Origin of the sequence: Streptosporangium roseum DSM 43021 (genome assembly GCF_000024865.1) — a bacterium.
Lineage (GTDB): Bacteria > Actinomycetota > Actinomycetes > Streptosporangiales > Streptosporangiaceae > Streptosporangium > Streptosporangium roseum.
In genome coordinates this window covers 6,167,801-6,191,014 of the sequence record NC_013595.1, presented here as the reverse complement: position 1 = coordinate 6,191,014, position 23,214 = coordinate 6,167,801, and the positions used below count along the sequence as shown (strand labels likewise).

Annotated in this window: 25 protein-coding genes; 18 read left to right on the top strand and 7 right to left on the bottom strand. The window is 72.2% G+C overall.

Features of this window, described 5'->3' with window-relative positions; genetic code table 11:
• Positions 1-55 precede the first annotated feature (55 nt).
• The gene (locus SROS_RS27265; RefSeq protein ID WP_012892144.1) at positions 56-1,222 is read left to right on the top strand and encodes an anhydro-N-acetylmuramic acid kinase; all 1,167 of its coding nucleotides are present in this window, start codon (positions 56-58) and stop codon (positions 1,220-1,222) included.
• Between the two features lie 94 nt (positions 1,223-1,316).
• On the opposite strand, the gene SROS_RS52370 is transcribed toward SROS_RS27265, so the two are convergent.
• A complete protein-coding gene (locus SROS_RS52370) occupies positions 1,317-1,592 on the bottom strand; it encodes a hypothetical protein (RefSeq protein ID WP_012892143.1) in 276 nt (91 codons plus the stop codon).
• A gap of 92 nt (positions 1,593-1,684) precedes the next feature.
• On the opposite strand from SROS_RS52370, the gene SROS_RS27255 reads away from it, so the two are divergent.
• From SROS_RS27255 to SROS_RS51210, 3 genes are all read left to right on the top strand, one after another.
• A complete protein-coding gene (locus SROS_RS27255) occupies positions 1,685-2,053 on the top strand; it encodes a dihydrofolate reductase family protein (RefSeq protein WP_012892142.1) in 369 nt (122 codons plus the stop codon).
• A gap of 49 nt (positions 2,054-2,102) precedes the next feature.
• Complete coding sequence (locus SROS_RS27250) at positions 2,103-2,780, top strand: DUF998 domain-containing protein (protein WP_012892141.1); 678 nt, start codon at positions 2,103-2,105, stop codon at positions 2,778-2,780.
• Positions 2,781-2,870: 90 nt separating this feature from the next.
• Positions 2,871-3,014, top strand: coding sequence for a hypothetical protein (locus tag SROS_RS51210; protein WP_012892140.1), 144 nt, complete (start codon positions 2,871-2,873; stop codon positions 3,012-3,014).
• Positions 3,015-3,069: 55 nt separating this feature from the next.
• Here the strand turns inward: SROS_RS51210 and SROS_RS27245 are convergent, their stop codons facing one another.
• Positions 3,070-3,750 (bottom strand): response regulator transcription factor, encoded by a 681-nt coding sequence (locus tag SROS_RS27245; protein WP_174435262.1) that lies wholly within the window; start codon positions 3,748-3,750, stop codon positions 3,070-3,072.
• Positions 3,747-4,931, bottom strand: coding sequence for a HAMP domain-containing sensor histidine kinase (locus tag SROS_RS27240; protein WP_012892138.1), 1,185 nt, complete (start codon positions 4,929-4,931; stop codon positions 3,747-3,749). Before SROS_RS27240 ends, SROS_RS27245 begins: the two co-directional genes overlap by 4 nt.
• A 115-nt stretch (positions 4,932-5,046) precedes the next feature.
• Here SROS_RS27240 and SROS_RS27235 point away from each other — a divergent pair, with 115 nt between their 5' ends.
• From SROS_RS27235 to SROS_RS27225, 3 genes are read left to right on the top strand one after another with little or no spacing between them, the layout of a single operon-like run.
• On the top strand, positions 5,047-5,964 hold the full coding sequence (locus tag SROS_RS27235) for an ABC transporter ATP-binding protein (RefSeq protein ID WP_012892137.1): 918 nt from the start codon (positions 5,047-5,049) through the stop codon (positions 5,962-5,964).
• The gene (locus SROS_RS27230) at positions 5,961-7,517 is read left to right on the top strand and encodes a DUF1349 domain-containing protein (RefSeq protein ID WP_012892136.1); all 1,557 of its coding nucleotides are present in this window, start codon (positions 5,961-5,963) and stop codon (positions 7,515-7,517) included. Before SROS_RS27235 ends, SROS_RS27230 begins: the two co-directional genes overlap by 4 nt.
• Entirely contained in the window at positions 7,514-8,278 is a 765-nt protein-coding gene (locus tag SROS_RS27225; protein WP_012892135.1) for an ABC transporter permease, read from the top strand. Before SROS_RS27230 ends, SROS_RS27225 begins: the two co-directional genes overlap by 4 nt.
• Before the next feature lie 161 nt (positions 8,279-8,439).
• On the opposite strand, the gene SROS_RS27220 is transcribed toward SROS_RS27225, so the two are convergent.
• The gene (locus SROS_RS27220; protein WP_012892134.1) at positions 8,440-8,892 is read right to left on the bottom strand and encodes a winged helix-turn-helix transcriptional regulator; all 453 of its coding nucleotides are present in this window, start codon (positions 8,890-8,892) and stop codon (positions 8,440-8,442) included.
• 85 nt (positions 8,893-8,977) lie between these two features.
• Here SROS_RS27220 and SROS_RS27215 point away from each other — a divergent pair, with 85 nt between their 5' ends.
• The 6 genes from SROS_RS27215 (at position 8,978) to SROS_RS27190 (ending at position 14,460) form a co-directional block, all read left to right on the top strand.
• Positions 8,978-10,192 (top strand): MFS transporter, encoded by a 1,215-nt coding sequence (locus tag SROS_RS27215; RefSeq protein WP_012892133.1) that lies wholly within the window; start codon positions 8,978-8,980, stop codon positions 10,190-10,192.
• Positions 10,193-10,389: 197 nt separating this feature from the next.
• Positions 10,390-10,926: an NADPH-dependent FMN reductase gene (locus tag SROS_RS46240; RefSeq protein WP_012892132.1), complete on the top strand. Its 537-nt coding sequence runs from the start codon at positions 10,390-10,392 to the stop codon at positions 10,924-10,926.
• 226 nt (positions 10,927-11,152) lie between these two features.
• Positions 11,153-12,046 (top strand): LLM class F420-dependent oxidoreductase, encoded by an 894-nt coding sequence (locus SROS_RS27205; RefSeq protein ID WP_012892131.1) that lies wholly within the window; start codon positions 11,153-11,155, stop codon positions 12,044-12,046.
• 384 nt (positions 12,047-12,430) lie between these two features.
• Positions 12,431-12,901: a cupin domain-containing protein gene (locus SROS_RS27200; protein ID WP_012892130.1), complete on the top strand. Its 471-nt coding sequence runs from the start codon at positions 12,431-12,433 to the stop codon at positions 12,899-12,901.
• A gap of 117 nt (positions 12,902-13,018) precedes the next feature.
• Complete coding sequence (locus SROS_RS27195) at positions 13,019-13,525, top strand: hypothetical protein (RefSeq protein ID WP_012892129.1); 507 nt, start codon at positions 13,019-13,021, stop codon at positions 13,523-13,525.
• A 62-nt stretch (positions 13,526-13,587) separates the two neighbouring features.
• On the top strand, positions 13,588-14,460 hold the full coding sequence (locus tag SROS_RS27190; RefSeq protein ID WP_012892128.1) for a diacylglycerol/lipid kinase family protein: 873 nt from the start codon (positions 13,588-13,590) through the stop codon (positions 14,458-14,460).
• Between the two features lie 117 nt (positions 14,461-14,577).
• Here the strand turns inward: SROS_RS27190 and pgm are convergent, their stop codons facing one another.
• A complete protein-coding gene (pgm, locus tag SROS_RS27185) occupies positions 14,578-16,215 on the bottom strand; it encodes a phosphoglucomutase (alpha-D-glucose-1,6-bisphosphate-dependent) (RefSeq protein WP_012892127.1) in 1,638 nt (545 codons plus the stop codon).
• A 239-nt stretch (positions 16,216-16,454) separates the two neighbouring features.
• On the opposite strand from pgm, the gene SROS_RS27180 reads away from it, so the two are divergent.
• Positions 16,455-16,853, top strand: coding sequence for a cupredoxin domain-containing protein (locus SROS_RS27180; RefSeq protein WP_012892126.1), 399 nt, complete (start codon positions 16,455-16,457; stop codon positions 16,851-16,853).
• Between the two features lie 136 nt (positions 16,854-16,989).
• Here SROS_RS27180 and SROS_RS27175 read toward each other — a convergent pair whose 3' ends face one another.
• Both SROS_RS27175 and SROS_RS27170 read right to left on the bottom strand, forming a co-directional pair.
• The gene (locus SROS_RS27175; protein ID WP_012892125.1) at positions 16,990-18,006 is read right to left on the bottom strand and encodes a LacI family DNA-binding transcriptional regulator; all 1,017 of its coding nucleotides are present in this window, start codon (positions 18,004-18,006) and stop codon (positions 16,990-16,992) included.
• A gap of 322 nt (positions 18,007-18,328) precedes the next feature.
• Positions 18,329-18,511, bottom strand: a complete 183-nt coding sequence (locus SROS_RS27170; protein ID WP_043653047.1) for a hypothetical protein — start codon at positions 18,509-18,511, stop codon at positions 18,329-18,331.
• Positions 18,512-18,528: 17 nt separating this feature from the next.
• Here SROS_RS27170 and SROS_RS27165 point away from each other — a divergent pair, with 17 nt between their 5' ends.
• From SROS_RS27165 to SROS_RS27150, 4 genes are all read left to right on the top strand, one after another.
• Positions 18,529-19,164, top strand: a complete 636-nt coding sequence (locus tag SROS_RS27165; RefSeq protein ID WP_012892124.1) for a hypothetical protein — start codon at positions 18,529-18,531, stop codon at positions 19,162-19,164.
• A 138-nt stretch (positions 19,165-19,302) separates the two neighbouring features.
• Entirely contained in the window at positions 19,303-20,526 is a 1,224-nt protein-coding gene (locus SROS_RS27160) for an NAD(P)/FAD-dependent oxidoreductase (RefSeq protein WP_012892123.1), read from the top strand.
• A gap of 204 nt (positions 20,527-20,730) precedes the next feature.
• Entirely contained in the window at positions 20,731-21,399 is a 669-nt protein-coding gene (locus SROS_RS27155) for a fasciclin domain-containing protein (RefSeq protein ID WP_012892122.1), read from the top strand.
• Positions 21,400-21,510: 111 nt separating this feature from the next.
• Positions 21,511-23,148 (top strand): RecQ family ATP-dependent DNA helicase, encoded by a 1,638-nt coding sequence (locus SROS_RS27150; RefSeq protein WP_012892121.1) that lies wholly within the window; start codon positions 21,511-21,513, stop codon positions 23,146-23,148.
• Positions 23,149-23,214: the final 66 nt, after the last annotated feature.

The window sequence follows — 23,214 nt, the reverse complement described above, 5'->3', positions numbered from 1 at the left end:
GTAGATAATCTCCCAAGGACTATATTCTTCTGAAGAATTCCTGCAAGGAGAAGACGTGCGGGTGCTTGGACTGATATCAGGGACCTCCCATGACGGGATCGACAGCGCGGTCGTGGACTGGTCGATGGAGGACGGCGTGCTCACGGGGGTCGTCGAGCGCACCGGTGAGCGCCCCTACGATCACGAGCTCCGGGCACGGATCGTCGCCGCGCTGCCGCCCAACCCGATCGACATGGCCGAGGTGTGCCGCCTCGACACCCTGATCGGCCAGGCGTTCGCCGACGCGGCCGAGGCGGGTGGCCCGGCCGACCTCATCTGCTCGCACGGGCAGACGCTGTACCACTGGGTGGAGGGCGGCACGGTGCGCGGCACCCTGCAGCTCGGCCAGCCCGCCTGGATCGCCGAGCGGACCGGCGTGCCGGTGGTCTCCGACCTGCGCGCGCGGGACGTGAGCGCCGGCGGGCAGGGCGCGCCGCTGGTCTCCTTCTTCGACCTGCTGCTCCTGGCCGGCCTGCCGGGCCGCAGCGGCGCCCTCAACCTCGGCGGCATCGCCAACCTGACCGTGCGGGAGCTCGGGATCGCCTACGACACCGGCCCGGCGTCGGCGCTGATGGACGCGGCGGTGTCGGCCGCCACGGGCATGCCGTACGACGAGGACGGACGGCTCGCCGCGGCGGGGCGGGTCCACGAGGAGCTGCTCCGGGATCTGCTGGCCGAGCCGTACTACCGGGCCCTGCCGCCGAAGACCACCGGCAAGGAGCTCTTCCACCCGGGCTATCTCGCCAGGATCGCCTCGCCGTACGGGCCGGCCCTCCCTGACCTGCTGGCGACGCTGACCGCGCTGACCGCCGAGACCGTGGCCGCGGAGATCAGGCGGCACCGGCTCGACACCGTGATCGTCTCGGGTGGCGGGGTGCGGAACCCGGTGCTGGTCGGCATGCTGCGAGAGCGGGCCGGGCGGGCGCGGATCGCGCCGAGTGACGAGTTCGGCGTCCCCTCCGACGCGAAGGAGGCGATCGCCTTCTCGCTCTTCGGCTGGATGACGGCGCACGGGCTGCCTGCGACGGTCCCCGGCTGCACGGGCGCCACCGGGCCGAGGGTGCTCGGCGCGATCACGCCCGGCCGGGGGCCACTGACCCTGCCGGTGCCGCTCCGCGAGGCGCCGGACCGCATGCGCCTGGACGCCGCGTCGGCGCGCGGCGCGCGGGCGGCGGTCCGGTAGCGGGCAGGGCGGGCCCGTGGGGGCCTCGGTAGCAATCGTGGAAAATCCCATGAAGCTGCCTCCGATGGGGGTGGATCGAGAGCGTTCTGCCTGGTCAGGCCGGCTCGATTCGGTAAGCCGACGCCAGGTGGGCGCTGACTGCCTCCGGGCTGTCGAGCCCTGGGGTCGGACCGTGCCCCTGGCCGGGAGGGGTGATTTCCGACGGGATGTCGTGCCCGGCTCCGCACGGTGGTCGTGAGTGCTGATCCGTTTTCTTGGCCGTCCGGCTCGCGCTGCCGGTGGTGACCCGCAGCCGCTCCCCGGCGCGCCCGAAGCGCGGCTCCCCGGCGAGCGTCAGGAACACCCGGATCTCATGCCGTTCCGGCACCATGCTCCACCTTTGAGTCTGACTAAACGATCGTGGCGACATCTTGCGTTGATCCGTCCTGGTCCCGGGGTGGATCGTGGATCACACCTCACCTGGTGACCGGCAGGAGCCTCGCGGGTGAGGGAGACCGCGACCCCACTTGGCAAGGAGCTTCCGATCGCCTCCACCACCCTGGCCAAGGCGGACTGGCGGAACTCGCCCCGATCGACGGCGACGTCGTCGCCGCCCTGGCCAAGCTCAAGCAGCAGCCGGGCAAGTGCACCAACCTGCCGGGCAGCATCAGCCTGCCCCGGGCGCTGCCGGAGGCCGGGCTCATCGACCGCCTGCGGCTGCTGATGCAGCCCATCGTGCCGGGCACCGGCCGGCGGCTCTTCCCCGAAGGCGCCGGAGTAGTGCCCCTCAAGCTCACCCGGTCGGCCACCCTCACCACCGGCGTGACGGACCTGACCTGCCGGCCGGCCTGAGGCGGACCACCGCCCCGCCCGCGATCCACCGACCCAGAACGAGGACCCCATGACGCACACCATCAACCCCTCGACCGCCCCGATCACTACCGCCACCACAACCCGTCCGGCGGCCCGGCTCCTGCTGGGCTGCGGTATCGCCGCGGGCCCGCTGTTCCTGGCGGTGGGCGTGATCCAGGGCCTGACCCGCGAGGGCTTCGACTTCACCCGCAACGCCATCAGCCAGCTCAGCCTCGGCGACCTGGGCTGGATCCAGGTGACCAACTTCGTGATCACCGGAGCGCTGCTCATCGCCGGAGCGATCGGGACGCGGCGGGCGCTGCACGGTGGGCCGGGCGGCACCTGGGCTCCCCGGCTGGTCGCCGTGTTCGGCGCCTCGTTCCTGGTCAGCGCGGTGTTCGCCGCCGACCCCGGTGCCGGCTTCCCCATCGGCACCCCCGAAGGACCGACCGGCTCGATCAGCACGAACGGCGCCGTCCACATGTTCGGCGGCATGATCGGCTACCTGGCGCTGTGCGCGGCGTTCGTCGTGCTGGCCCGGCGCTTCTCCGCCCAGGGCCGGCGCGGCTGGGCGGTGGCCTCCCGCATCGTCCCGGTGGCCGTCCTGGCCGGTTTCGCCGGCTCCGCCGCAAGCGTCCTGGCCTTCTCCGCAGGAGCGGCGCTGGGCCTGGTGTGGCTCACCGCGACGACCGCCCGGCTCGCCACCACACCGCCGACCGGACGGTGACCGCCGAACTCCCGGCTGCTGAGCGGACGAACCTCCACCGGATGCCCGGCCGGCCTGACCCCCACCCATATCGCAAGACCGGAAACACCGATGCACAGCACTGAGACCAAGACGCCCCAGGTTCCCGGAGCACAGCCGCACCACGAGGTCCGCGGAAAGGCGGTCGAATTCCCCGGTGACCACCAGGGTCCGGCCGCCGACGCCGACGCCGACGCCGACGCCGAGAGCCCATGACACCTTCCCCCGAATCGCTCCTGCATGAAGCGTTGTGCTGGACCTTGTCCGTGCTCTACAGCGCGATTCCGTGGAAGCCGTCGGTGATGCGGTAGCCGATGCCGGGTGTGGTGGTGATGATCGGAGGGTTGCCGAGTTTGCGGCGCAGGCGGCCGATGGTGACGGTGACGGTGTTGGTGAACGGGTCGGCGTGTTCGTCCCAAACTTGTTCGAGCAGGTCCTCGGTGCTGAGGAAGGCGGGGGTGGCGCGCAGGAGGGCTTCGAGGAGGGCGAATTCCTTGACCGACAGGTCGAGTCGACGGCCGTCGCGGGTGGCTGTACGGCGCAGGGGGTCGAGCTCGATGCCCGCGGCGCGCAGGGTGCGGGCGCGGGCGAAGGGTTGGCGGCGGGTCAGGGAGCGGATGCGTACGACCAGTTCGGGGAAGTGGAAGGGCTTGGCGAGGTAGTCGTCGGCCCCCAGGGTCAGGCCGCTGACCCGGTCGCCGGGCGAGCCGGCCGCGGTCAGCATCAAGACCATGGCGCGGTCGTCGCGTTCGGTGATCATCTGGCAGAGGGTGTCGCCGTGGATCCCCGGCAGGTCGCGATCAAGGACGACCACGTCGTAGGCGTTGAGGTCGAGTTTGGCCGCAGCCTCCAGGCCGTCATGCGCCACGTCCACGGCCATGCCCTGGTCGCGTAGACCCTCGGCCAGGACGGCCGCCAGGGAGCGCGCGTCCTCGACCACCAGCACCCTCACGCCGGGACACCTGCCCGCACGGCCGCCAGGGGCAGGGAGATGGCGACCTGGAGGCCGCCCTCGGGCCGGGCACGCAGGTCCAGGCTGCCACCGTGGGCTGTGGCGACGGCGGCGACGATCGACAGTCCGAGCCCGGAGCCGTTGCCGGAGCCGGTCCGGTCCGCGCCGAGCCGCTGGAACGGCTGGGCCAGCCGCGCGAGCTGCTCCTGGTCGAGAACTCGCCCGCCCGTCTCCACGATGAGCCGCGCCGTCGCGCCGTCGGCCGTGGCGGCGACCCGGATCCAGCCGCCGTCGTGGTTGTGGGCGACCGCGTTGTCGATCACGTTGTCGACCATACGGGACAGGAGCGTCCGGCTTCCCCGCGTCCAGGCGCTGTCGTGGACGTCGCCGTGGTGGACGGTCAGGCTCCTGTCCGTGATGTCGGCGGCACGGGCGTCCAGGGCGGCGGACACCACGCGGCCGAGCGAGATCGTCGCGCGGTCGGACAGGGCGCCGTGCTGGGTGCGGGCGAGCATGAGGAAGCCTTCCAGGAGCCGGTCGACCTGGTCCAGTTCGGTGCGGATCCGGTCGGCGAGAGCGATCGTCTGAGCCGGTACGGGCTCCGGCTTGGCGATGGCCACGTCCAGCGATGCCCGCATGGTCGCCAGCGGGGTGCGCAGCTCGTGGGAGGCGTTGGCGACGAACCGGCGCTGCGCGGCGAAGGAGCCCTCCAACCGTTCCAGCAGCCCGTCGATGGTGTCGGCGAGGTCCTTCACCTCGTCGGCGGGCCCCGGCACGGCCAGCCGCTGGTGCAGGTTGTCGGCGGAGATCCGCCGCGTGGCCGCGGTGATCGTCCGCAATGGGCGCAGCACCCGGCCCGCGACGATGCGGCCCAGCACGACCGAGAGCACGGCCATGACGGCGAGCGCGACCGCCGAGCCGATGAGAAGCCGGCGCGATTGGGCCGTCTGCGTCTCCGACAGCTGGGCCTGGAGCCGGCCGATGAGGTCCTGGGCGGCCGCGAGGGTGGGCTGGCCCGGCGGGTCGCCGAGGGGCGCGGTCTCGCTGACCCGCGTCCCGCTCAGGCCGATGAGGTTGGTGATGACCAGCAGCCCGACGGCGGACACGAGGAACGCGCCTCCGTACATGACGGTGAAACGCCACCGTACGGTACGGGTCGGTAGCGCTGGGCGTCGCGGCATCCTCATTGGTCCTTTCCGGTTCCATGCAGGTCTCCAGGATGCCGTGCCGGACCTAACAGCGATATGACAGCCTCCGTTCGGCCCGTGTCAGGGCCTTTTCCGTACAACGGAACGCATGCAAGCAACCATCGAAGTGTCCGGGCTGCGCAAGCGGTTCGGCCGGACCCTGGCGCTGGACGGCATGTCCTTCACCGTCCAGCCGGGGCGGGTCACCGGGTTCGTCGGGCCCAACGGCGCGGGAAAGTCCACCACCATGCGGGTGATCCTCGGCTTGGACGCCGCCGAGGAGGGGCACGCGCTGGTCGGCGGCCGGCCGTACCCGAGTCTGCGCACCCCCCTGCGCCACATCGGCGCGCTCCTGGACGCCGCAGCGCTGCAGCCCGGCCGCAGCGCGCGCAACCATCTGCTGTGGCTGGCCCACTCCCAGGGATTGGGCGTCAGGCGAGTGGATGAGGTGCTCGAGCAGGTCGGGCTGGCCTCGGCCGCCCGGCGCAAGGCGGGCGGCTTCTCGCTGGGCATGCGCCAGCGGCTCGGGATCGCCGCGGCGCTGCTCGGCGATCCACCGGTGCTCATGCTGGACGAACCGGTCAACGGGCTCGACCCCGAAGGCATCGTGTGGATCCGCGGCTTCCTGCGCTCGCTGGCCGCCGAAGGACGCGCCGTGCTGGTCTCCAGCCACCTGATGAGCGAGCTGCAAGATGCCGCCGATCATCTCGTGGTGGTCGGCCGCGGCCGGGTCATCACCGACACCAGCGTGGCCGACCTGATCGCCGCCACCTCCAGCGGCCGCGTCACGCTGCGCACGACGGCACGCGGGCCCGCGATGTCGGCGCTGGCCCGCGCCGGTGCCATCGTGACCGTCACCGAACGCGACACGCTCATCGTCTCCGGGCTGCCGGGTGAGCATGTCGTCGCCCTGCTCAACGCCGGCGCGGTGCCGTTCTCCGAGGTGTCCGCCCACCGCGCGACGCTGGAGGAGGCGTACCTGGAGCTCACCAGGGACGCGGTCGAATTCCGGGGGGCGACGCGATGACCGCCACCGTGAACCGCTCCGGACCTGGCGGCCCGGCCCGGCTGCTGCGCGCGGAGTGGACCAAGTTCAGGACGGTACGCGCCTGGGTGATCGCCATGACCGCGGGAGCGCTGGTCATCGTGCTGCTCGGCCTGTCGTCCGCCTCGGGCAGTCATGCCTCGTGCGCCGGCGGTCCCACCGAGGCCGTCTGTCCCGCGGTTCCCGTGGGGCCGGGCGGCGAAGCCGTGGAAGACAAGTTCTACTTCGTGCACCGGACGCTGGCCGGCAACGGCAGCATCACCGCCCGGGCGACGTCCATGACCGGCCGGATCCGCAAGCCCGACGTCACCCCCGGCGTTCGGAACGTCGTCTCCGGACTCGTGCCGTGGGCGAAGGCCGGAGTCATGGTCAAACAGAGCACCAGGCAGGGGTCGGCCTACGCGGCGCTGATGGTCACCGGCGCGCACGGGGTGCGGATGCAGCACAATTTCACCCACGACGTGGCGGGTCGTCCGGGCGGCGTGTCGGAGGACTCCCCGCGCTGGCTGCGGCTGACCCGCTCCGGTGACACCCTCACCGGGTACGAGTCCACCGACGGCACGGACTGGGCCGGGGTCGGCACCGCCCGCCTGTCCGGGCTGCCGGCCACGGTCGAGATCGGGCTGTTCGCCGCCTCCCCCGGCGATCTGACGGTGACGCAGGGAGATCTCGGCGGGTCCGTTTCGGCGGCGCGCTTCACCGAGGCCACCGCCGTCTTCGACCAGGTCGGCCTGGAGGGCGAGACATCCGGCGGCGCCTGGCGCAACGACGACATAGGCGTCACGAAAGCGCCCGACGGATCGGCCCATCACCCGGGTCGCGCCGGCGAATCCGGCGGCACGTTCAGCGTCACCGGAGTCGGCGACATCGCGCCGTCCATCGAGGGGCAGACCATCGAGCGCACCCTCACAGGCGTGCTGACCGGGCTGATCGTGGTGATCGTGGTGGCGGTGATGTTCGTCACCGCCGAATACCGGCGCGGGCTCATCCGCACCACCCTGATCGCCATCCCGCGCCGCGGCCGGATGCTGGTGGCCAAGGCCCTCACGATCGGCACGGTCACCTTCGTCGCCGGACTCGCCGCCACCGCGATCACGCTGACGTTCGGTACCCGGATCCTGCGCGCCAACGGCAACCACATCCTTCCGGTGTCCTGGCTGACCGAGGTGCGCGTCGTCGTCGGCACGGCGGCACTGCTCGCCGTCGCCGCCGTGCTCGCCCTCGCCCTCGGCGCCCTGTTCCGGCGCAGCGTCGGGGGAGTCATCACCGCCATAGTGCTGATCGTGGTCCCGCACGTCCTCGCGACCACCTCCGTCCTGCCCGACACCGCGGCGCGATGGCTGCTGCGCCTCACCCCGGCCGCCGGTTTCGCGATCCAGCAGAGCATCCCCGAGTACGCCCACGTGCTCGGTCACTACGCGCCCATCGCCGGCTTCTACCCGCTGGCGCCGTGGGCCGGCCTCGCCGTGCCGGCCGGCTACGCCGCGCTCGCCCTCGGCCTGGCCGTCGTCCAGCTACGCCGGAGGGACGCGTGACACAGCACCTGTACGCAGAATGGACGAAACTCCGCACGCTGCCGGGAACCGGCCGGCTCCTGCTCGCCCTCGTCATGCTGACCGTCGCTGTGAGCGTCGCGGCAGCCGCTGTCGTGTCCTGCACCTTGTCGGTCTGCGGCTACGACCCCGCCAAGATCAGCCTCTTCGGCATCCAAGCAGGCCAGGCGGTCGTCGCCATCCTGGCCGTGGCGGCGATCAGCGGCGAGTTCAGCACCGGCATGATCCGCACCACCCTGGCGGCGATGCCGGGACGGATCGGCGTTCTGGCCGCCAAGGCCGTCATCCTCACCGGGCTGACGCTGGCCGCGGGGAGCGTCGCCGTGCTCGCATCCGCGCTGGCCGGGCAGCGGATTCTGCTCGACAACGGCTTCACCCCCGAGTCGCTGGCCCTCACCAGCGGGCCGATGCTGCGCGCCGCCTTCGGCTCGGTTCTCTACCTCGCGCTGATCGCCCTGTTCAGCCTGGGCATCGCCACCGCCGTACGGGACTCCGCGACCGCCATCGGTGTCGTCCTCGGTCTGCTTTACCTCTTCCCGGCAATCATCCTCATGGCCCCCGACGCGGACGTCGCCGAACTCCTGTGGCAGATCTCACCGATGAACGCCGGGCTCGCCGTCCAGGCAACCACCCACCTGTCCAGCCTGCCCCTCAGCCCCTGGGCCGGCCTGGGCGTACTGGCCGCATGGGCCACCGCGGCGCTCCTGTGCGGCGGGCTGCTGCTGCGGGCACGCGATGCATGAGAGGTCCCCATCGAGCATTTTGTCAGGGGCTCATAGGGGCTGGTGAGTGATGATTTCGCATGACACGGCCGGCTGTGGACCCGCACCGAGTCGTTCCCGGCAAGTTGATCGTCCAGAGGGGCATCGATCGCTGGGCCCGGTGGGACGGGTTCCGGCTGGGCTCAGGCGGTTTTCCGGACGTGCGACGCCTCGGCGGAGAGCGGCGTGCCGTCCTGGCCGAGCGGGTGGAGTTCGGGGAGCTCCCGCCCCTGGCCGTCGACGAGAACGGAGTGCGGCTCGCCCGGGGCGAAGGCGTGGCGCTCGCCCCATTGGCGGAGGGCGACGACGGCCGTGAAGAGGTCCTGCCCGGCTTCGGTGAGCCGGTACGTGTGCCGTCTGCCGTCGCTGGCGGCGCTCCTGTCAAGGATGCCGTGCTCGACGAGTTTGCGGAGCCGGTCGGTGAGGATGTTGCGGGCGATCCCCAGCCGCTGATGGAACTCGGTGAAGGTCGTCGCCCCGTCCATCGCGTCGCGGATGATCAGCAGGCTCCACCGGTCGCCTATCAGGTCGACGGTCCGTGCGACCGGGCAGGCCGGGTCGGTCCAAGCGCTTCCTGCAGCGAGTGTGACATCCACTGGCCCCTCCGTGATGAGTTGCAATCTGAAACCATTATGCCCTAACCTCAAATGAGTTGCATTTTGAAACTTATTGGAGGGTGGTATGTCGTCAGGATTGACCGGGAGGCAGCGGGCCTTGCTCGCGCTGGTGTGCGCGGTGGCGGTGTCGGCCATCTACGGCATCCAGCCGGTCCTCGAGGCCGCGGGCGAGGACCTCGGGCTGAGCAAAGGAACACTGGGGTGGCTGGTCGCCGCCGGCCAGATCGGCTATCTCGCGGGGCTGGTGCTGCTGGTCCCGCTCGGTGACCTGTTCGACCGCCGCGGACTCATCACGGTGCACCTGCTGCTCACAGCGGTGGGTGCGGGGGTGGCCGCCGTCGCACCCGGTGGTGGCATCGCGATCGCGGGCCTGGCCCTGGCCGGACTGTTCGCCGTGGTCGTCCAGACCACGGTGGCCTACGTCGCCGCCGTCTCACCGGCCGGCGAGCGCGGCCGCAACATCGGAGCGGTCACCTCGGGCGTGGTCATCGGGATCCTCGGAGTGCGGGTGGTCGCGGGCACACTGGGCGAGCTGGCCGACTGGCGCATGGTCTACCTCGTAATCGCCGGGCTCTGCGCGATGCTCGCGCTCGCCGCCCGGTTCACCCTCGATGCCGACATCCGCCGCCCCCGAGCCCGGTACGGGCAGTTGCTGTCATCGCTGGGGCGGCTGGTCGCCGGTGACCGGCTCTTCCTCGGTCGCGGACTGGTCGCGTTCTTCCTGTTCGCCTCCTTCGGCACGCTGTGGAGCGGACTGGCGCTCCCGCTCGGCGACGCGCCGTGGCACTTCGGCACTACCGAGATCGGACTGTTCGGACTCGCCGGTCTCATCGGTGCGCTGGGCGCGGCCCGGGCCGGCCGATGGGCCGACCGGGGCCTGGCGCCCTCGGTCACCGGCTGGTCGCTGGCCCTGCTCACAGCTTCGTGGCTGCTGATCGCTCAGGCGGGGTCATCGCTGTGGCTGTTGATCGTCGGCGTCATCGTCCTGGACTTCGCCGTGCAAGCCGTTCACGTCAGCAGCCAGCACCTGCTCACCACCGCCCGCCCCGACCGGAGCAGCAGCGTCATCGGCGCCTACATGGCCTTCTACTCCCTCGGCTCCGCGCTCGGCGCGATCACCACCACCTGGGCCTACAGCGCCGCGGGATGGTCGGCCGCCAGCCTGCTCGGCGCGGCCTACGCCGCACTCGCACTCCTCGTCGCCGTCTCGACCCGACGTCTCACCGTCCTGCCGCGGGCGCAGCAACCAGGTGCGTCCGTGTCGGCTGCGTCCCGCTGACACTCGGTGGCGCGAGCGCGTGGCGCCGGGCGAGGAGGGGCGGGGCCGCGGGTTCACGGACATCGGGCCGTGTTTGGTGAAGAAATCACCGGATCATGCGTGATATGTGATTGAGATCATGTTCGTTGGCCTTTTCCTGGGGCACGTCCCCCCTCGCGCGTAGCGTTCGCAAGCTCGCGACAGGGATGGGGTCGGGAATGAAGATCATAGGGATTGCCGGCAGCCTCCGCCCGGGGGCGTATATCCGGAAACTGCTTGAGGCGTCGGCCAGGGAGCTGCCGACGTCGGTGGACTTCGAGATCTGGGACGGGCTGGACCAGGTGCCGCCGTTCCAGGAGGGGCCGCTTCCGCAGCGGGTGGACGAGCTGTGTCACATCCTCTCCGGGGCGGACGGCCTGCTGGTCGCGGCGCCGGCCCACAGCATCCTGCCGCCCCAGCTCGGCCACGCGCTGGCCTGGGCGGCGTCCTCGCGCGGTGGCGCGGTCCTCGTCGGCAAGCCGGCCGTGGTGCTGACCGCCTGCCTGCACGCCCACGAGGCGACGTGGACGCAGACCGAGCTCCGCCGTGCCCTCGGCGCGGCCGGCGCGGTCGTGTACGGCGCCGACCTGGTCGTGTCGTCGGCTCTGAGCCAGTTCGACTCCGAGGGCAGGCTCGTCGATCCGGAGTTCCGCGTCAGGCTCTGCGGGGTGCTGGAAGGGCTCTGCAAGCCGTCCTTCACGAAGTCCACGGTGTAACAGGCCGCCGGGGGCCGTTCCGGCCATCGCGCCCCTTCCGGCGGCCGTCGTGGTGGCCGTGTCTCCATGCCCGCGCCCGGCCCCTCCACCACGCGGCCGTGCCCCCGTGCCCGGCCGCGCGGGCCGCGTCCGGCGCGCCGGGCAGCCTAATGTTCGACTGCTGTCGAACATTGCTGTATGTTCAATCCCAATCGAACACTTTGGCAGCGCTGGATCGGAGACGGCGATGGGCATCGGCCGGATCGGTGTGTGGCACCCCCTGCTCGGACGGGCCTCGGCCCCGTCCGTACGGCGGGCGGCGGTGGCGATCGAAGCACTCGGCTACGGCACGCTGTGGTTCGGTGAGGCGCCGGGGACCAGGGAGGCGTTCAGCGCCGCGGGCATCCTGCTCGCGGCGACCGAGCGCATCTCGGTCGCCACCGGCATCGCCAACATCTGGGCGCGGGACGCGACCGCCATGGCGGCCGGGGGGAAGGCGTACGGCGAGGCCTACCCGGGGCGGTTCGCCCTGGGCATCGGGGTCAGCCACGCCCCCCTCGTCTCCCGGCGCGGCCACGACTACGCGCGTCCCCTCGCCGCGATGCGCGCCTATCTCGACGCGATGGACATCGCCGCGGCCGACATGATGCTCGTCGACAACCCGCCCGCGCCCAGGCTGCTGGCGGCCCTGCGGCCCCGGATGCTGGAACTCGCCCGGGACAGGGCCGACGGCGCCCACCCCTACTTCGTGCCGCCGGAGCACACCGCGCTGGCCCGCGAGATCCTCGGCTCGGCCCCGATCCTCGCCCCCGAGCAGGCCGTGGTCCTGGAGCGCGATCCGGCCAGGGCCAGGGAGATCGCCCGCGCGCACATGGACCCCTATCTGAAGTTGCCGAACTACGTCAACAACCTGCTCCACCTCGGCTACGAGGACCGCGACTTCACCGGCGGCGGCAGTGACCGGCTGGTGGACGCGATCGTCGCGTGGGGCGACGCGGAGGCCGTCGCCCGGCGGATCGGCGCGCATCTCGACGCCGGGGCGGACCACGTAGCCATCCAGCCGCTCCCCACGGACCTGCGCGGGGGTGTCGATCAGCTCACCGAGCTGGCCCCGGCCCTCGGCGTGCGCTCGGGGGAGTAGGGCGTCACCTCCAGGTGAGGCCTGGCGCCGAGGGCCGGGGCGGCCGCGAGAAGACCCGCGTACGGCCCGGCGGTCAGGCCGATGGTGGGCGGCGCTCGCTTCGACGATGCCGCTTTCGACCACGATGCCCCGATTGCTCAGGGGCTGAATGATCGCAGCAGGGCGGCGGCCGCCTCGACCCCGTCCCCGGGGCTCCGGGCCGCCGTCCGCGACCCCCCGTCCCCGGGTTGCCGTCCGCCCCCGTCCCCGGGGCGCCGTCCGCGACCCTCCGTCCCCGGGGCTCCGGGGCCGCCGTCCGCGACCCCCGTCCCCGTGTCACGGTGGAATCTCCGGGATGTTCTCCGCGCATCCCTCCGTATTCTCCGACGACACCAGGAGTGCCCGATGGCGATCATCCTTCCCGAAGACCCCTTCCACCGGAGACTGCACCACATCACCCCGGGCGGGCTCACCTCGGAGACGGCCCAGACCGGAGGCATGCACCGGCGCGCGGCGATCAGCGGCGCCACCGTCGGATCCAGCCGGCTCTGGATGGGCCAGACCCACGTCGCCCCGGCCACGGTCTCGGCCAACCACCACCACGGGGAGTCCGAGACCGCCATCTACGTCGTCAGCGGCACTCCGTCGTTCGTCTTCGTCGACATCGACGCCGAAGAGCCCGTCGAGGTGCGCGTCGACACCAGGCCGGGCGACTACATCTTCGTGCCGCCCTACGTCCCGCACCGCGAGGAGAACCCCGACCCCGACCACGAGGCGATCGTGGTGATCGCCCGCAGCACGCAGGACGCGATCGTGGTCAACCTCGACGGGCTGGAATGGACCGGCCCGGTCCTGACCACGGGCCGGCCCGGCTGACACCGCCGCCCGGCCGTGACCACCGCGCCGTACGGGCGGCGCTCCGGCGCGGCTCCGGCGCAACCGCCGCGCCGTGCCGTACGAAGATGGGTAGGAGGGGGCAGCAGGGAGGTCGTCGTGGATGACTCGGGCGAGGAACGGGCGCTGAGAGCCCTGGGCGCCGCACTCGACGCGAGCGCCCCGGCCGTCCGCCACGGGCGCGGGGAGTTCCCCGAGGGCACCCCGTTCCTCTGGCTGGGCTTCCCCGGGGCGGGAGAGGCGGCCGTCTTCGCGCACGGCCGTCAGTGGATCTGCCTGAGCGAGCCGGAACCGGGCGGGGTGGCCACCCAGCTCGTCGCCGGCCGGCTCGACGAGGACCCCGCGCTCGTCGCCGAGCGGCTGATGTCCGTCATGGTGCCGGTCCGCGGGCGGACCGACGGCCTGTACCGCGTGCTGAAGGCCTGCGGGATCGGCCTCGCCGCGGGTCTGGGCATGGGCATGCTGGGTCTGGTGATCATGGCGATACTCGTCGGGGGCAACGGCTACCTCTCGGACACCTCGACCGCCGCGGTGTACGTCCTGGCCGCCCTGCTCGGCGCCGGAACCGGCCTCTGGCTGGGCGTCCGCTGGTGGAGGCTGGGCTGACCCGCGCGTGATCGCCGCTCCCGGGGGCAGGGAGCCACCAGGCGATCAGTTGGAGGGACGGCATGGCCGAGCTGCTGGCGATCTACAACGAGGAGGCGGGCGGCGTGGACGACGCCGCCAGGACGGCGGTCATGGAGGTGCTGCGCGGCGGCGCCGACGTGGTGGAGGTGCCCGCCGGGCAGAAGGACCTGGACGAGATGCTCGACGCCCATCCCGGCAGGGACGTGGTCGTGCTGGGCGGCGACGGGTCGCTGCACGTGACGGTCGCCGCCCTGCACCGGCGCGGCGAGCTGGACGCCCGTACCGTGGGCCTGGTCCCGCTGGGCACCGGCAACGACTTCGCCCGTGGCCTGGGCATTCCGCTGGACCCCGAGGTGGCGGCCCGCATCGTGCTCGCCGGGCGGCCCCATCCGCTCGACCTCCTGGTGGACGGCGAGGGCGGGATCGTCGTCAACGCGGTGCACCTGGGCGTCGGAGCTGAGGCCTCCGAGCAGGCCAAGCCGCTCAAACCCAAACTCGGGCGGTTCGCCTACGCGGTCGGCGGGCTGCTGGCGGGCGTGCGGAGCCCCGGCTGGCGGCTGCGGGTGACCGTGGACGGCCGGCCGCTGGCAGAGGGGCGCCCGGTGCTCATGGTCGGCATCGGCAACGGCGTCACCATCGGCGGCGGCACCCCGCTGACCCCCCGGGCCAGGCCCGACGACGGCATGGTGGACGTCGTCGCCGCGCTGACGACGGGGCCGGTGGAGCGGCTCGTCTACGCGCTGCGGCTGCGCAGGGGCACCCATCCGGAGCTGCGCGACGTCGTCACCGGCCGTGGTCGTGAGGTGGTGGTGGAGGGCGAGCCCGTGCCGGTGAACGCCGACGGCGAGCTGACCGGCCCGGTGACTCGGCGCCGCTGGACGGTCGCGCCCGGCGCCTGGCGGATGTTCACCTGACCGGACAGGCCGGCTCCGGGAGCCGGCCGTCCCGACCGGCGGCGTACGGTCGCCGGAGTTCCGTCCGCCCTGACCGGCGGTACGGTTCCCGGAGTTCCGCCCGGCCGGGCTCCTCGCCTACTTGAGCGACTCCGACACCAGGTCCCTGGCCGCCTCCTGCACCTCGGCGAGGTGTTCGGGTCCCTTGAAGGACTCGGCGTAGATCTTGTACACGTCCTCGGTGCCGGAGGGCCGGGCGGCGAACCAGGCGCTGTCCGTGCTGACCTTCACCCCGCCGAGGGGGGCGCCGTTGCCGGGCGCCGAGGTGAGCACCTCCCTGATCGGCTCGCCGGCGAGCGTGTCGGCGGTGACCTGCTCGGCCGAGAGCCTGCCGAGCACCGCCTTCTCCTCCCGGGTCGCGGGAGCGTCGATCCGGGCGTAGGCCGGGTCGCCGAACCTGGACACCAGGCCGGCGTAGTGCTCGCTCGGCGAGCGGCCGGTGGTCGCGATGATCTCGGAGGCCAGCAGCGCCAGGATGATCCCGTCCTTGTCGGTGGTCCACACCGACCCGTCGCGGCGCAGGAACGACGCCCCCGCGCTCTCCTCGCCGCCGAAACCGAGCGAACCGTCGAGCAGCCCCGGCACGAACCACTTGAACCCGACGGGCACCTCCATCAGCCGCCTGCCCAGATCGGCGGCCACCCGGTCGATCATGCCGCTGCTCACCAGGGTCTTGCCGACCCCGGCGTCCGCGGGCCAGTCCGGCCGGTGGGAGTAGAGGTAGGAGATCGCCGCGGCGAGATAGTGGTTGGGGTTGAGCAGACCGCCGTCGGGGGTGACGACGCCGTGCCGGTCGGCGTCGGCGTCATTGCCCGTGGAGACGTCGAAGGCGTCGCGGCCGGCGATGAGGGAGGCCATGGCGTACGGCGACGAGCAGTCCATCCGGATCTTGCCGTCCCAGTCCAGCGTCATGAACCGCCACGTCGGGTCGGTCAGCGGGTTGACCACCGTCAGGTCCAGCCGGTGCCGCTCGGCGATCTCCCCCCAGTAGGCCACGCTCGCCCCGCCCAGCGGGTCGGCGCCGATGCGCACCCCCGCCTCCCGGATCGCGTCGATGTCCAGCACCGACGGCAGGTCGTCCACGTAGGCGCCGAGGAAGTCGTGGCGGCCGGTCGTGTCGGCGGCCAGGGCCCTGGCGTAGGGGATCCGCCTGACCTCCTTGAGGCCGCCCGCGATCAGCGCGTTGGCCCGGTCCTGGATCCACGAGGTGGCGTCGGTGTCGGCCGGGCCGCCGTTCGGCGGGTTGTACTTGAAGCCGCCGTCGCCGGGCGGGTTGTGCGAGGGGGTCACCACCACACCGTCGGCCAGACCTGCCGCGCGCCCGCGGTTGCGGGCGAGGATCGCGTGGGAGACCGCGGGCGTCGGGGTGTAGCCGTCACGGCTGTCGATCAGTACCCTCACCCCGTTGGCCGCGAACACCTCCAGCGCCGACACCTGGGCGGGCTCCGAGAGCGCGTGGCTGTCGGCGCCCAGGAACAGCGGCCCGTCCACCCCCTGCGCCGCGCGGTATTCCACGATGGCCTGGCTGGTCGCGAGGATGTGGTCCTCGTTGAAGGCGACGTTCAGCGAGGAGCCGCGGTGCCCCGAGGTGCCGAACGCCACCCGCTGGCCGGCCTCCTGGGGGTCGGGGTGGAGGGCGTAGTAGGCGGTCACCAGGCGGGCCACGTCAACCAGATCGGACGGCTGGGCGATCTTCCCCGCGCGCTCGTGCGTCATTGCGATCTCCTTATGTCATCACGGCCAAACGGTACCTACCCGCAAACAGGCAGAACTTTAGCCATCGCCCCCTGACTTCGGCCCCCGGCCCGCGGTGGCCACCGGGGTCCCCGTAAAGCCGTCGTGGCGAACAGTCTGCACGCTGCTGAAGATCTCGCGGGTCTAGCGTCGTCCGCGTCCGGGAATACGGAGAAGGCGTCTGCCATGGCTGACATCGACACGATGAAGGGATGGCAATCATGTTCGCTGCGATCCGTTCCGGAGGCAGGCCCCGTCTGGCGACGGGGTTCGCCGCCGCCGCGCTGGCACTGGCGGCGTGCGGGGGCACGACCACGGCGGTGATGCCTCCCGCCTGGGCGAGCGACACGCCGGTCAAAGTGGTCGCGTCGGAGTTCTCGCTCGCGCTGTCGGAGAAGAACTTCAGGCCGGGGACCTACACGTTCGAGCTGGACAACGTGGGAGCCGCTCCGCACGGCCTGTCGATCAAGGGGCCCGGTGTCAGCTCGACCTCCGCCGTGGTCCCGGGCGGAAAGTCGGCGAAGCTCACCGTCACCCTGCGGAAGGGGATGTATGAGCTGTGGTGCCCGGTGGGCAACCACCGCGCGCGCGGGATGATGACGACGATCAGCGTGAAATAGCGCTCCCACGACCACCGCCCGGCGATCGGAGCCGCGGGCCGCGGGGCCACCGGCCGTGACCACCGCCCGGCGATCGGAGCCGCGGGCTGCGGGGTCACCGGCCGTGACGGCGTGCCGGGCGCGGGGAGGCCGCGCCCTACGCCGGCGGGGGGCCGGTGCTGCCGCGGGGGGTCAGGCGCGCGGCCCGGTCCTCGAAGGCGGACGCGGTCCCGCCGTCGATCAGGGCGAGGAGCCGCTGGGCGGCGTGCGCGCCGTAGGCGGCGATGTCGCGGCTGAGGGCGGTGAGCGGGGGACGGACGACCTGGAAGAGAGGGGAGTCGTCCCAGGCGACGATCGACAGGTCGCGCGGGACGTCGAGCCCCATCTCCTGGGCGACGGAGAGGCCGGCCACGGCGGTGATGTCGTTGTCGTAGACGATCGCGGTCGGCCGGGCGGGGGAGCTGAGCAGCCTCCGGGTCGCCCACGCGCCCTCCTCGCCGGTGTAGTCGGTGTGTACGGTGACGTGGCCGGTCAGGCCGAGGTCGTCGCAGGAGGCGGTGAAGGCCCGGTCGCGCATCGCGGTGTGCACGAGCTTGGGCAGCCCGGCGACGCGGGCGACGCGGCGGTGGCCCAGCGCGGCGAGGTATTCGATCGTCTCGCGGACGGCGGCGCCGTCGTCGGACCAGACCGAGGCCAGTGAGCCCGACTCCGAGGGGTGCCCGATCACCACGGCGGGCATGCCCAGGGTCTCCAGCCCGGTCACCCGGGGGTCGGCGAAGTGCAGGTCGAGCAGGAACGCGCCGTCGACGCGGCCCTCGCCCCACCAGCGCTGGTAGACGGCCGTCTCCTGGTCGTGGTCGGCGACGATCTGGAGCATCAGCGCGTAGGACCGGACGGACAGCTCGCCCTCGATGCCACTGATCAGCTCCATTAAGAACGGCTCCATGCCCAGGACGCGGGCGGGACGGCAGAGCGCGAGGCCGATGGTGTGCGCCCGCGCGCCGTTCAGGGCGCGGGCCGCGCTGTTGGGACGCCAGCCGATCTCGGCGGCGATGGCCATGATGGTGGCCCGCGTCGCCTCCGACACCCCGGCCTGCCCGTTCAACGCGTAGGAGACCGCCACCTTGGAGACGCCCGCGCGGCGGGCGATGTCGGCAATCGTCGGTCGCTTCATCCCGTTCCTCGACTGAACCGGTTAGTCATACTCCCTCATGCTGCGCACCCTACTACGTCCCGATACGGCTATCGCGCGCGTGGTCCCCCGGGCGGGTTTTCCGGACCCGACGCCGGTAAAACTGAGATTGACGTCGTTGACGCCCTTGGCGCGACCGTCGGCGGCCCGTGCCACTTACCCGGTTAAGCAGCCGTCCTTCGGACTGCAGGAGGATCCCGCGAGCGCCCGCCGCCCGCCGGCCGGGACCCGGCGGGGAGCGGCAGGCCCGCGGGTGACGGGCCGCCCTTCCCGCGCCGGGGGCCGCCGCACTCCGCGGACCCGGTCAGGGGGTCTGGCCGAGCGCCTTCCGCTCGCTCTCCGAGGCCTCCTCCAGACGGGCGCGGAGCCGCTCGCGGATCTCGTCCGGAGTGTAGGCCTGCCGCCGTCGTTCCGCCCGTGCGATCACCACTCCGGTCGCCGCCACGCCCGCGACACCTGCCAGGCCGAGTATCTTCCACCACCGCATGTGCCTAGGCTACAGAGATGCCCGGCAAGAGCATCAGCCTCGACGAGGCGGTCAACCTGACCCGTACCGGCGACGTGTGGCTGTTCCGCGGCCGCACCGTGCCCGATCGAGCCATCCAGACCGTGACGAACAGTCCCGTCAACCATGTCGGCATGTCCGTCGTCATCGACGACATGCCGCCGTTGATGTGGCACGCCGAACTCGGCAGGTCGCTGCCCGACCTGTGGTCCGGGACCCACCAGCGCGGGGTCCAGCTGCACGACCTGCGCGAGGCGGTCTGCGTGTGGGCCACCAGGTACGGCCAGCGCGGCTGGCTGCGCCAGCTCGAACCCCAGGTCACCCGCGAGATGGAGGACGCGGTCCTGCGCACCGTCGCCCGCCTGGACGGCACCCCGTTCCCCTCCACCGCCCGGCTCGCCGGTCGCTGGTTCCGCGGGCGGGTGCCGAAGCTCCTGAAGCGGGGCGCCGAGGAGAGCGCGCTGGAGAGCGCCTACTGCGCGGAGGTCGTCGCCGTCACCTACGAGGCGATGGGGCTGCTCCCCGGAGGTCGCCGGCCGAACTGGTACGACCCGGGCCGGTTCTGGAGCGGCGACGACCTGGAGCTGTCCGGCGGGTTCCAGCTCGGCGGGGAGATCACCGTGAAGCTGGAGTAGGCCGTACGGCAGACTTGGACGCGGACGCGCCCCCCGGCGGCTCGCCACCCGAGGTCACAGGTGGTGGATCCTGTCGCTCCGTGCCGCTGCGGGCATCTCGCAGCGGACACGCCGCTGTGAACACAAGGGGGATGTGTCATGTCGGACACCGTGGTCGTCGTCGGAGCCGGACTCGCCGGCCTGTCATGCGCTGTACGGCTGCACGCCGCCGGGGTGCCGGTCCGGGTCGTCGAGGCCGCCGGGGAGGTGGGCGGGCGTGTGCGCACCGACATCGTGGACGGCTTCCGGCTGGACCGCGGTTTCCAGGTGTTCAACACCGCCTACCCGGAGGCCGGCCGGGTCCTCGACATCGGCGCCCTGGATCTGGGGGTGATCGCCTCGGGGCTGATCGTCTTCGAGCGGGGGCGGCGGGAGCGCTTCATGCTGCCCTGGCGGCATCCCGGGCACGCGCTCAGCGGGCTGCTGGCCGATGTGGGGTCGCCGCGCGACAAGGCCGCCCTGGCCGCGCTGACGGCATGGGACATCGCCGTCCCCGCCGAGCGGCTGCGCGGCGGCACCGAACGCACCACGGAGGCGGAGCTGCGGCACTGGGGCATCTCGTCCAGGATGATCGACAAGCTGCTCCGCCCCTTCCTGTCCGGAGTGGTGCTCGAACGGGAGCTCCAGACCTCCAGCCGGTTCTTCCACCTGCTCTGGCGGGCCTTCGCCAGGGGCACGATCGGGCTGCCCGCGCTCGGCATGGGGGAGATCCCCCGCCAGCTCGCCGCCCGCCTCCCGGCCGAGGCGCTGTCACTGGGCACCCCGGTCGCCGCGGTGACGGAGGACGGGGTGAGGACCGCCGGGGGAGAGGCGATCCCGGCCCGCGCGGTCGTCGTGGCGACCGACCCGGCCGCGGCGGCCGGTCTCTGTCCCGGGCTGAGGATCCCGGAGATGCGCGCGGTGACGACCTTCTACCACGTCGCCGCCCGCTCCCCGCTGGGGGAGCCCACGCAGATCGTCGACGCCGAGGGCCTGGTCACCGACACCCTGGTCGTCACCGACGTCGTGCCCGGATACTCCCCGGACGGCCGCGCCCTGATCTCCACCTCGCTGCTGGGGGTCCTCTCCGACGCCGACGAGCCGGGGGTCCGGTCGCGGCTGGCCCAGATCTACGGGACGGACACCTCCGCCTGGCGGCACCTGGCGACCTATCCGATCGAGGCCGCGCTGCCCGCGATGACGCCGCCCTTCCCGCTGCGCCGGCCGGTCCGTCTCGCGCCCGGCCGCTACGTGTGCGGCGACCATCGCGACACCGGTTCCCAGCAGGGGGCCCTGGTCTCCGGCCGGCGGGCCGCCGACGCCGTGCTGGCCGATCTGGGCTGACCGATCCGGGCCGTCCTGCGGCCCGGCGTCTCTTCGCGCAGGCGGCCCGACATCTCTTCACGCAGGGAGATATGTAGTCAAGAGTCACTCTATGGGGCATTTAACGCGAAATTGGAGGGCATTGATCTACGAAAGATCGATGAGCGGCTCAGGACCCGGCGGACGGGTCCAGGAGGACTCATCCGTCCATCCAAGGAGATCATTGTGAAGAAGACCTCTCTTCTCGCCTCGGCTCTGACCGTGCTGGCCCTGGCCGCCGCCCCGGCCGCCGCCCAGTCGGTCACCACGGGTTCCGTCCTCCGGGTCTCTCCCACGCCCATGCCCACGGACATGACCTCCGAGTCGCCCACGGACATGACCTCCGAGTCGCCCGGCGCCATGACCAAACCGTTCGGCCCGGGCTGCTCCTCCCTGCCCACCACCGGTGAGGGCAGCCCGGAGAACATGGCCAAGGAGCCGGTCGCCACCGCGGCGTCCTACAACACGCAGCTGTCCACCCTGACCGAGGCCATCAAGAAGGCCGGGCTGGTCGACACCCTGAACTCCGCCAAGGAGATCACGGTGTTCGCCCCCACCAACGAGGCGTTCAGCAAGATCCCGAAGGAGATGCTCGACAAGGTCCTGGCTGACAAGGCGCAGCTCACCAAGATCCTGACCTACCACGTCGTCGAGGGGAGGAAGGCCCCCGCAGAGCTCACCGACGCGACGCTCAGCACGCTCGCGGGCGGCACGCTGACCGTCAAGGGCTCCGGTGAGGACTACACCGTCAACGACGAGGCCAAGGTCCTGTGCGGCAACATCCAGACCGCCAACGCCACCGTCTACCTGATCGACGCGGTCCTGCTGCCCACCGCCGGAGCGACACCGAGCTGAGCGGGTGGAGGGGCGCCTGTCGCGGGTGCCCCTCACCATGTCCTTCCGCCGATGACGAGTACCACGCCCATCCACGGGTAACCGGCGCGGTACACGGAGAAGGGAAGCGGCATGGGTGTGAGGGACGGCTTCGGGCTGCGGGCGCGGCGGCTGAGGGCGGTGGCCCGCAAGGTCTTCGGGTGGCGGGACCTGCGGCCGGGGCAGCTCGAAGCCATGCGACACCTGCTGGGCGGCGGCGACGCGCTCGTGGTCATGCCGACCGGCAGCGGCAAGTCGGCCGTCTACCAGGTGCCGGCCCTGCTGCTGGACGGGCCGACGGTGGTCGTCTCGCCGCTGATCGCGCTCCAGCGCGACCAGGTCGCCGGGCTGCGGGAGGCCGACGCCGGCGGGGCGGTCGCGGTCAACTCCGCGCAGTCCGGCACCGAGGCCTCCCTTGAGTCGGTGCGGGCGGGCACGACCGAGTTCGTCTTCCTCTCTCCCGAGCAGCTCGCCAGGCCCGAGACGGTCGAGCGGCTGCGTGCCGCCCGCCCCTCGCTGATCGCCATCGACGAGGCCCACTGCGTGTCCGCGTGGGGACACGACTTCCGGCCCGACTACCTGCGCCTGGGACAGGTCATCGAGCGGCTCGGCCACCCGCCGGTGGTGGCGCTGACCGCCACGGCGACCCCGTCGGTCCGCGAGGAGATCGTCACGGCCCTGGGCCTGTCGGACGTCCGCCAGATCGTGCGCGGCTTCGACCGTCCCAACCTGGACCTGGAGGTCCGCCGGTTCGTCACCCAGGAGGACCTGCGGCGGGCGCTGGTGGAGGACGCCGCCTCCCGTCCCGGGCTCGGGCTGGTCTACGTCGCCACCCGCCGCGCCGCCGAGGAGTACGCCGCCGCGCTGCGGGAGGCGGGCCGCCGGGTCGAGCCGTACCACGCGGGGATGAAGGCCGCCGACCGCCACCGCGTCCACGGGATGTTCCGCGACGACGAGCTCGATGTCGTCGTGGCGACCTCGGCGTTCGGCATGGGCATCGACAAGCCGGATGTGCGGTTCGTGCTGCACGCCGCCCCGCCGGAGTCACCGGACTCCTACTACCAGGAGATCGGCCGCGCCGGCCGGGACCAGGCCCCGGCCTCCGCGGTGCTGTTCTACCGGCCGGAGGATCTCGGGCTGCGCAGGTTCTTCGCCGGGGGACGGGCCGACGAGGAGCTCCTGCTGCGGACCGCCACGCTGATCCACGAACACGGGGGCGCCGTTCCGGCCGCCGATCTGCGCGCCGTACTGGACGTCGGCGCCACCCGCCTGACCCGGGTGGTGAACCTGCTGGAGCGGGCCGGCGCGGTCGAGGTCACCGGGGAGGGGGACCTGCGCCAGGTCTCCGGCGGCCCGGCGCCGCGGGAGGCCACCGCGCGCGCCGTCGAACTCGACGACACCCGCCGCCGCATCGACGACTCCCGCATCGACATGATGCGCGGCTACGCCGAGACCACCGGCTGCCGCCGCAGGTTCCTGCTGGAGTACTTCGGCGAGCCGTACGAGCGCACCTGCGGAGACTGCGACACCTGCCGGGCGGGTCTGTCCGCCCCGCCGGAGACCGGCGGCGGCCCCTTCCCGATGCACGCCGGCGTACGGCACAGCAGCTGGGGCGCCGGGGTGGTGATGAGCAGGGAGGCCGACCGGATCACCGTCCTGTTCGACGAGGTCGGCTACAAGACGCTCTCCCTGGAGGCCGTCGAGCGCGACGGCCTCCTGGAGGCCTGCTAGGCCCTCCACCGAGCTCTCGTCACAGAGTTCTTCCCAGGGCGGCGGGGCGGCTCCGCGGGCGTGAGG

What these genes read in the sequence shown, in the direction of transcription:
- SROS_RS52370 (WP_012892143.1), bottom strand. Translation starts at nt 1,592, where the DNA reads ATGGTGCCGGAACGGCATGAGATCCGGGTGTTCCTGACGCTCGCCGGG.
- SROS_RS27250 (WP_012892141.1), top strand. Translation starts at nt 2,103, where the DNA reads ATGACGCACACCATCAACCCCTCGACCGCCCCGATCACTACCGCCACC.
- SROS_RS51210 (WP_012892140.1), top strand. Translation starts at nt 2,871, where the DNA reads ATGCACAGCACTGAGACCAAGACGCCCCAGGTTCCCGGAGCACAGCCG.
- SROS_RS27240 (WP_012892138.1), bottom strand. Translation starts at nt 4,931, where the DNA reads ATGCCGCGACGCCCAGCGCTACCGACCCGTACCGTACGGTGGCGTTTC.
- SROS_RS27235 (WP_012892137.1), top strand. Translation starts at nt 5,047, where the DNA reads ATGCAAGCAACCATCGAAGTGTCCGGGCTGCGCAAGCGGTTCGGCCGG.
- SROS_RS27230 (WP_012892136.1), top strand. Translation starts at nt 5,961, where the DNA reads ATGACCGCCACCGTGAACCGCTCCGGACCTGGCGGCCCGGCCCGGCTG.
- SROS_RS27215 (WP_012892133.1), top strand. Translation starts at nt 8,978, where the DNA reads ATGTCGTCAGGATTGACCGGGAGGCAGCGGGCCTTGCTCGCGCTGGTG.
- SROS_RS46240 (WP_012892132.1), top strand. Translation starts at nt 10,390, where the DNA reads ATGAAGATCATAGGGATTGCCGGCAGCCTCCGCCCGGGGGCGTATATC.
- SROS_RS27205 (WP_012892131.1), top strand. Translation starts at nt 11,153, where the DNA reads ATGGGCATCGGCCGGATCGGTGTGTGGCACCCCCTGCTCGGACGGGCC.
- SROS_RS27200 (WP_012892130.1), top strand. Translation starts at nt 12,431, where the DNA reads ATGGCGATCATCCTTCCCGAAGACCCCTTCCACCGGAGACTGCACCAC.
- SROS_RS27190 (WP_012892128.1), top strand. Translation starts at nt 13,588, where the DNA reads ATGGCCGAGCTGCTGGCGATCTACAACGAGGAGGCGGGCGGCGTGGAC.
- pgm (WP_012892127.1), bottom strand. Translation starts at nt 16,215, where the DNA reads ATGACGCACGAGCGCGCGGGGAAGATCGCCCAGCCGTCCGATCTGGTT.
- SROS_RS27180 (WP_012892126.1), top strand. Translation starts at nt 16,455, where the DNA reads ATGTTCGCTGCGATCCGTTCCGGAGGCAGGCCCCGTCTGGCGACGGGG.
- SROS_RS27175 (WP_012892125.1), bottom strand. Translation starts at nt 18,006, where the DNA reads ATGAAGCGACCGACGATTGCCGACATCGCCCGCCGCGCGGGCGTCTCC.
- SROS_RS27170 (WP_043653047.1), bottom strand. Translation starts at nt 18,511, where the DNA reads ATGCGGTGGTGGAAGATACTCGGCCTGGCAGGTGTCGCGGGCGTGGCG.
- SROS_RS27165 (WP_012892124.1), top strand. Translation starts at nt 18,529, where the DNA reads ATGCCCGGCAAGAGCATCAGCCTCGACGAGGCGGTCAACCTGACCCGT.
- SROS_RS27160 (WP_012892123.1), top strand. Translation starts at nt 19,303, where the DNA reads ATGTCGGACACCGTGGTCGTCGTCGGAGCCGGACTCGCCGGCCTGTCA.
- SROS_RS27150 (WP_012892121.1), top strand. Translation starts at nt 21,511, where the DNA reads ATGGGTGTGAGGGACGGCTTCGGGCTGCGGGCGCGGCGGCTGAGGGCG.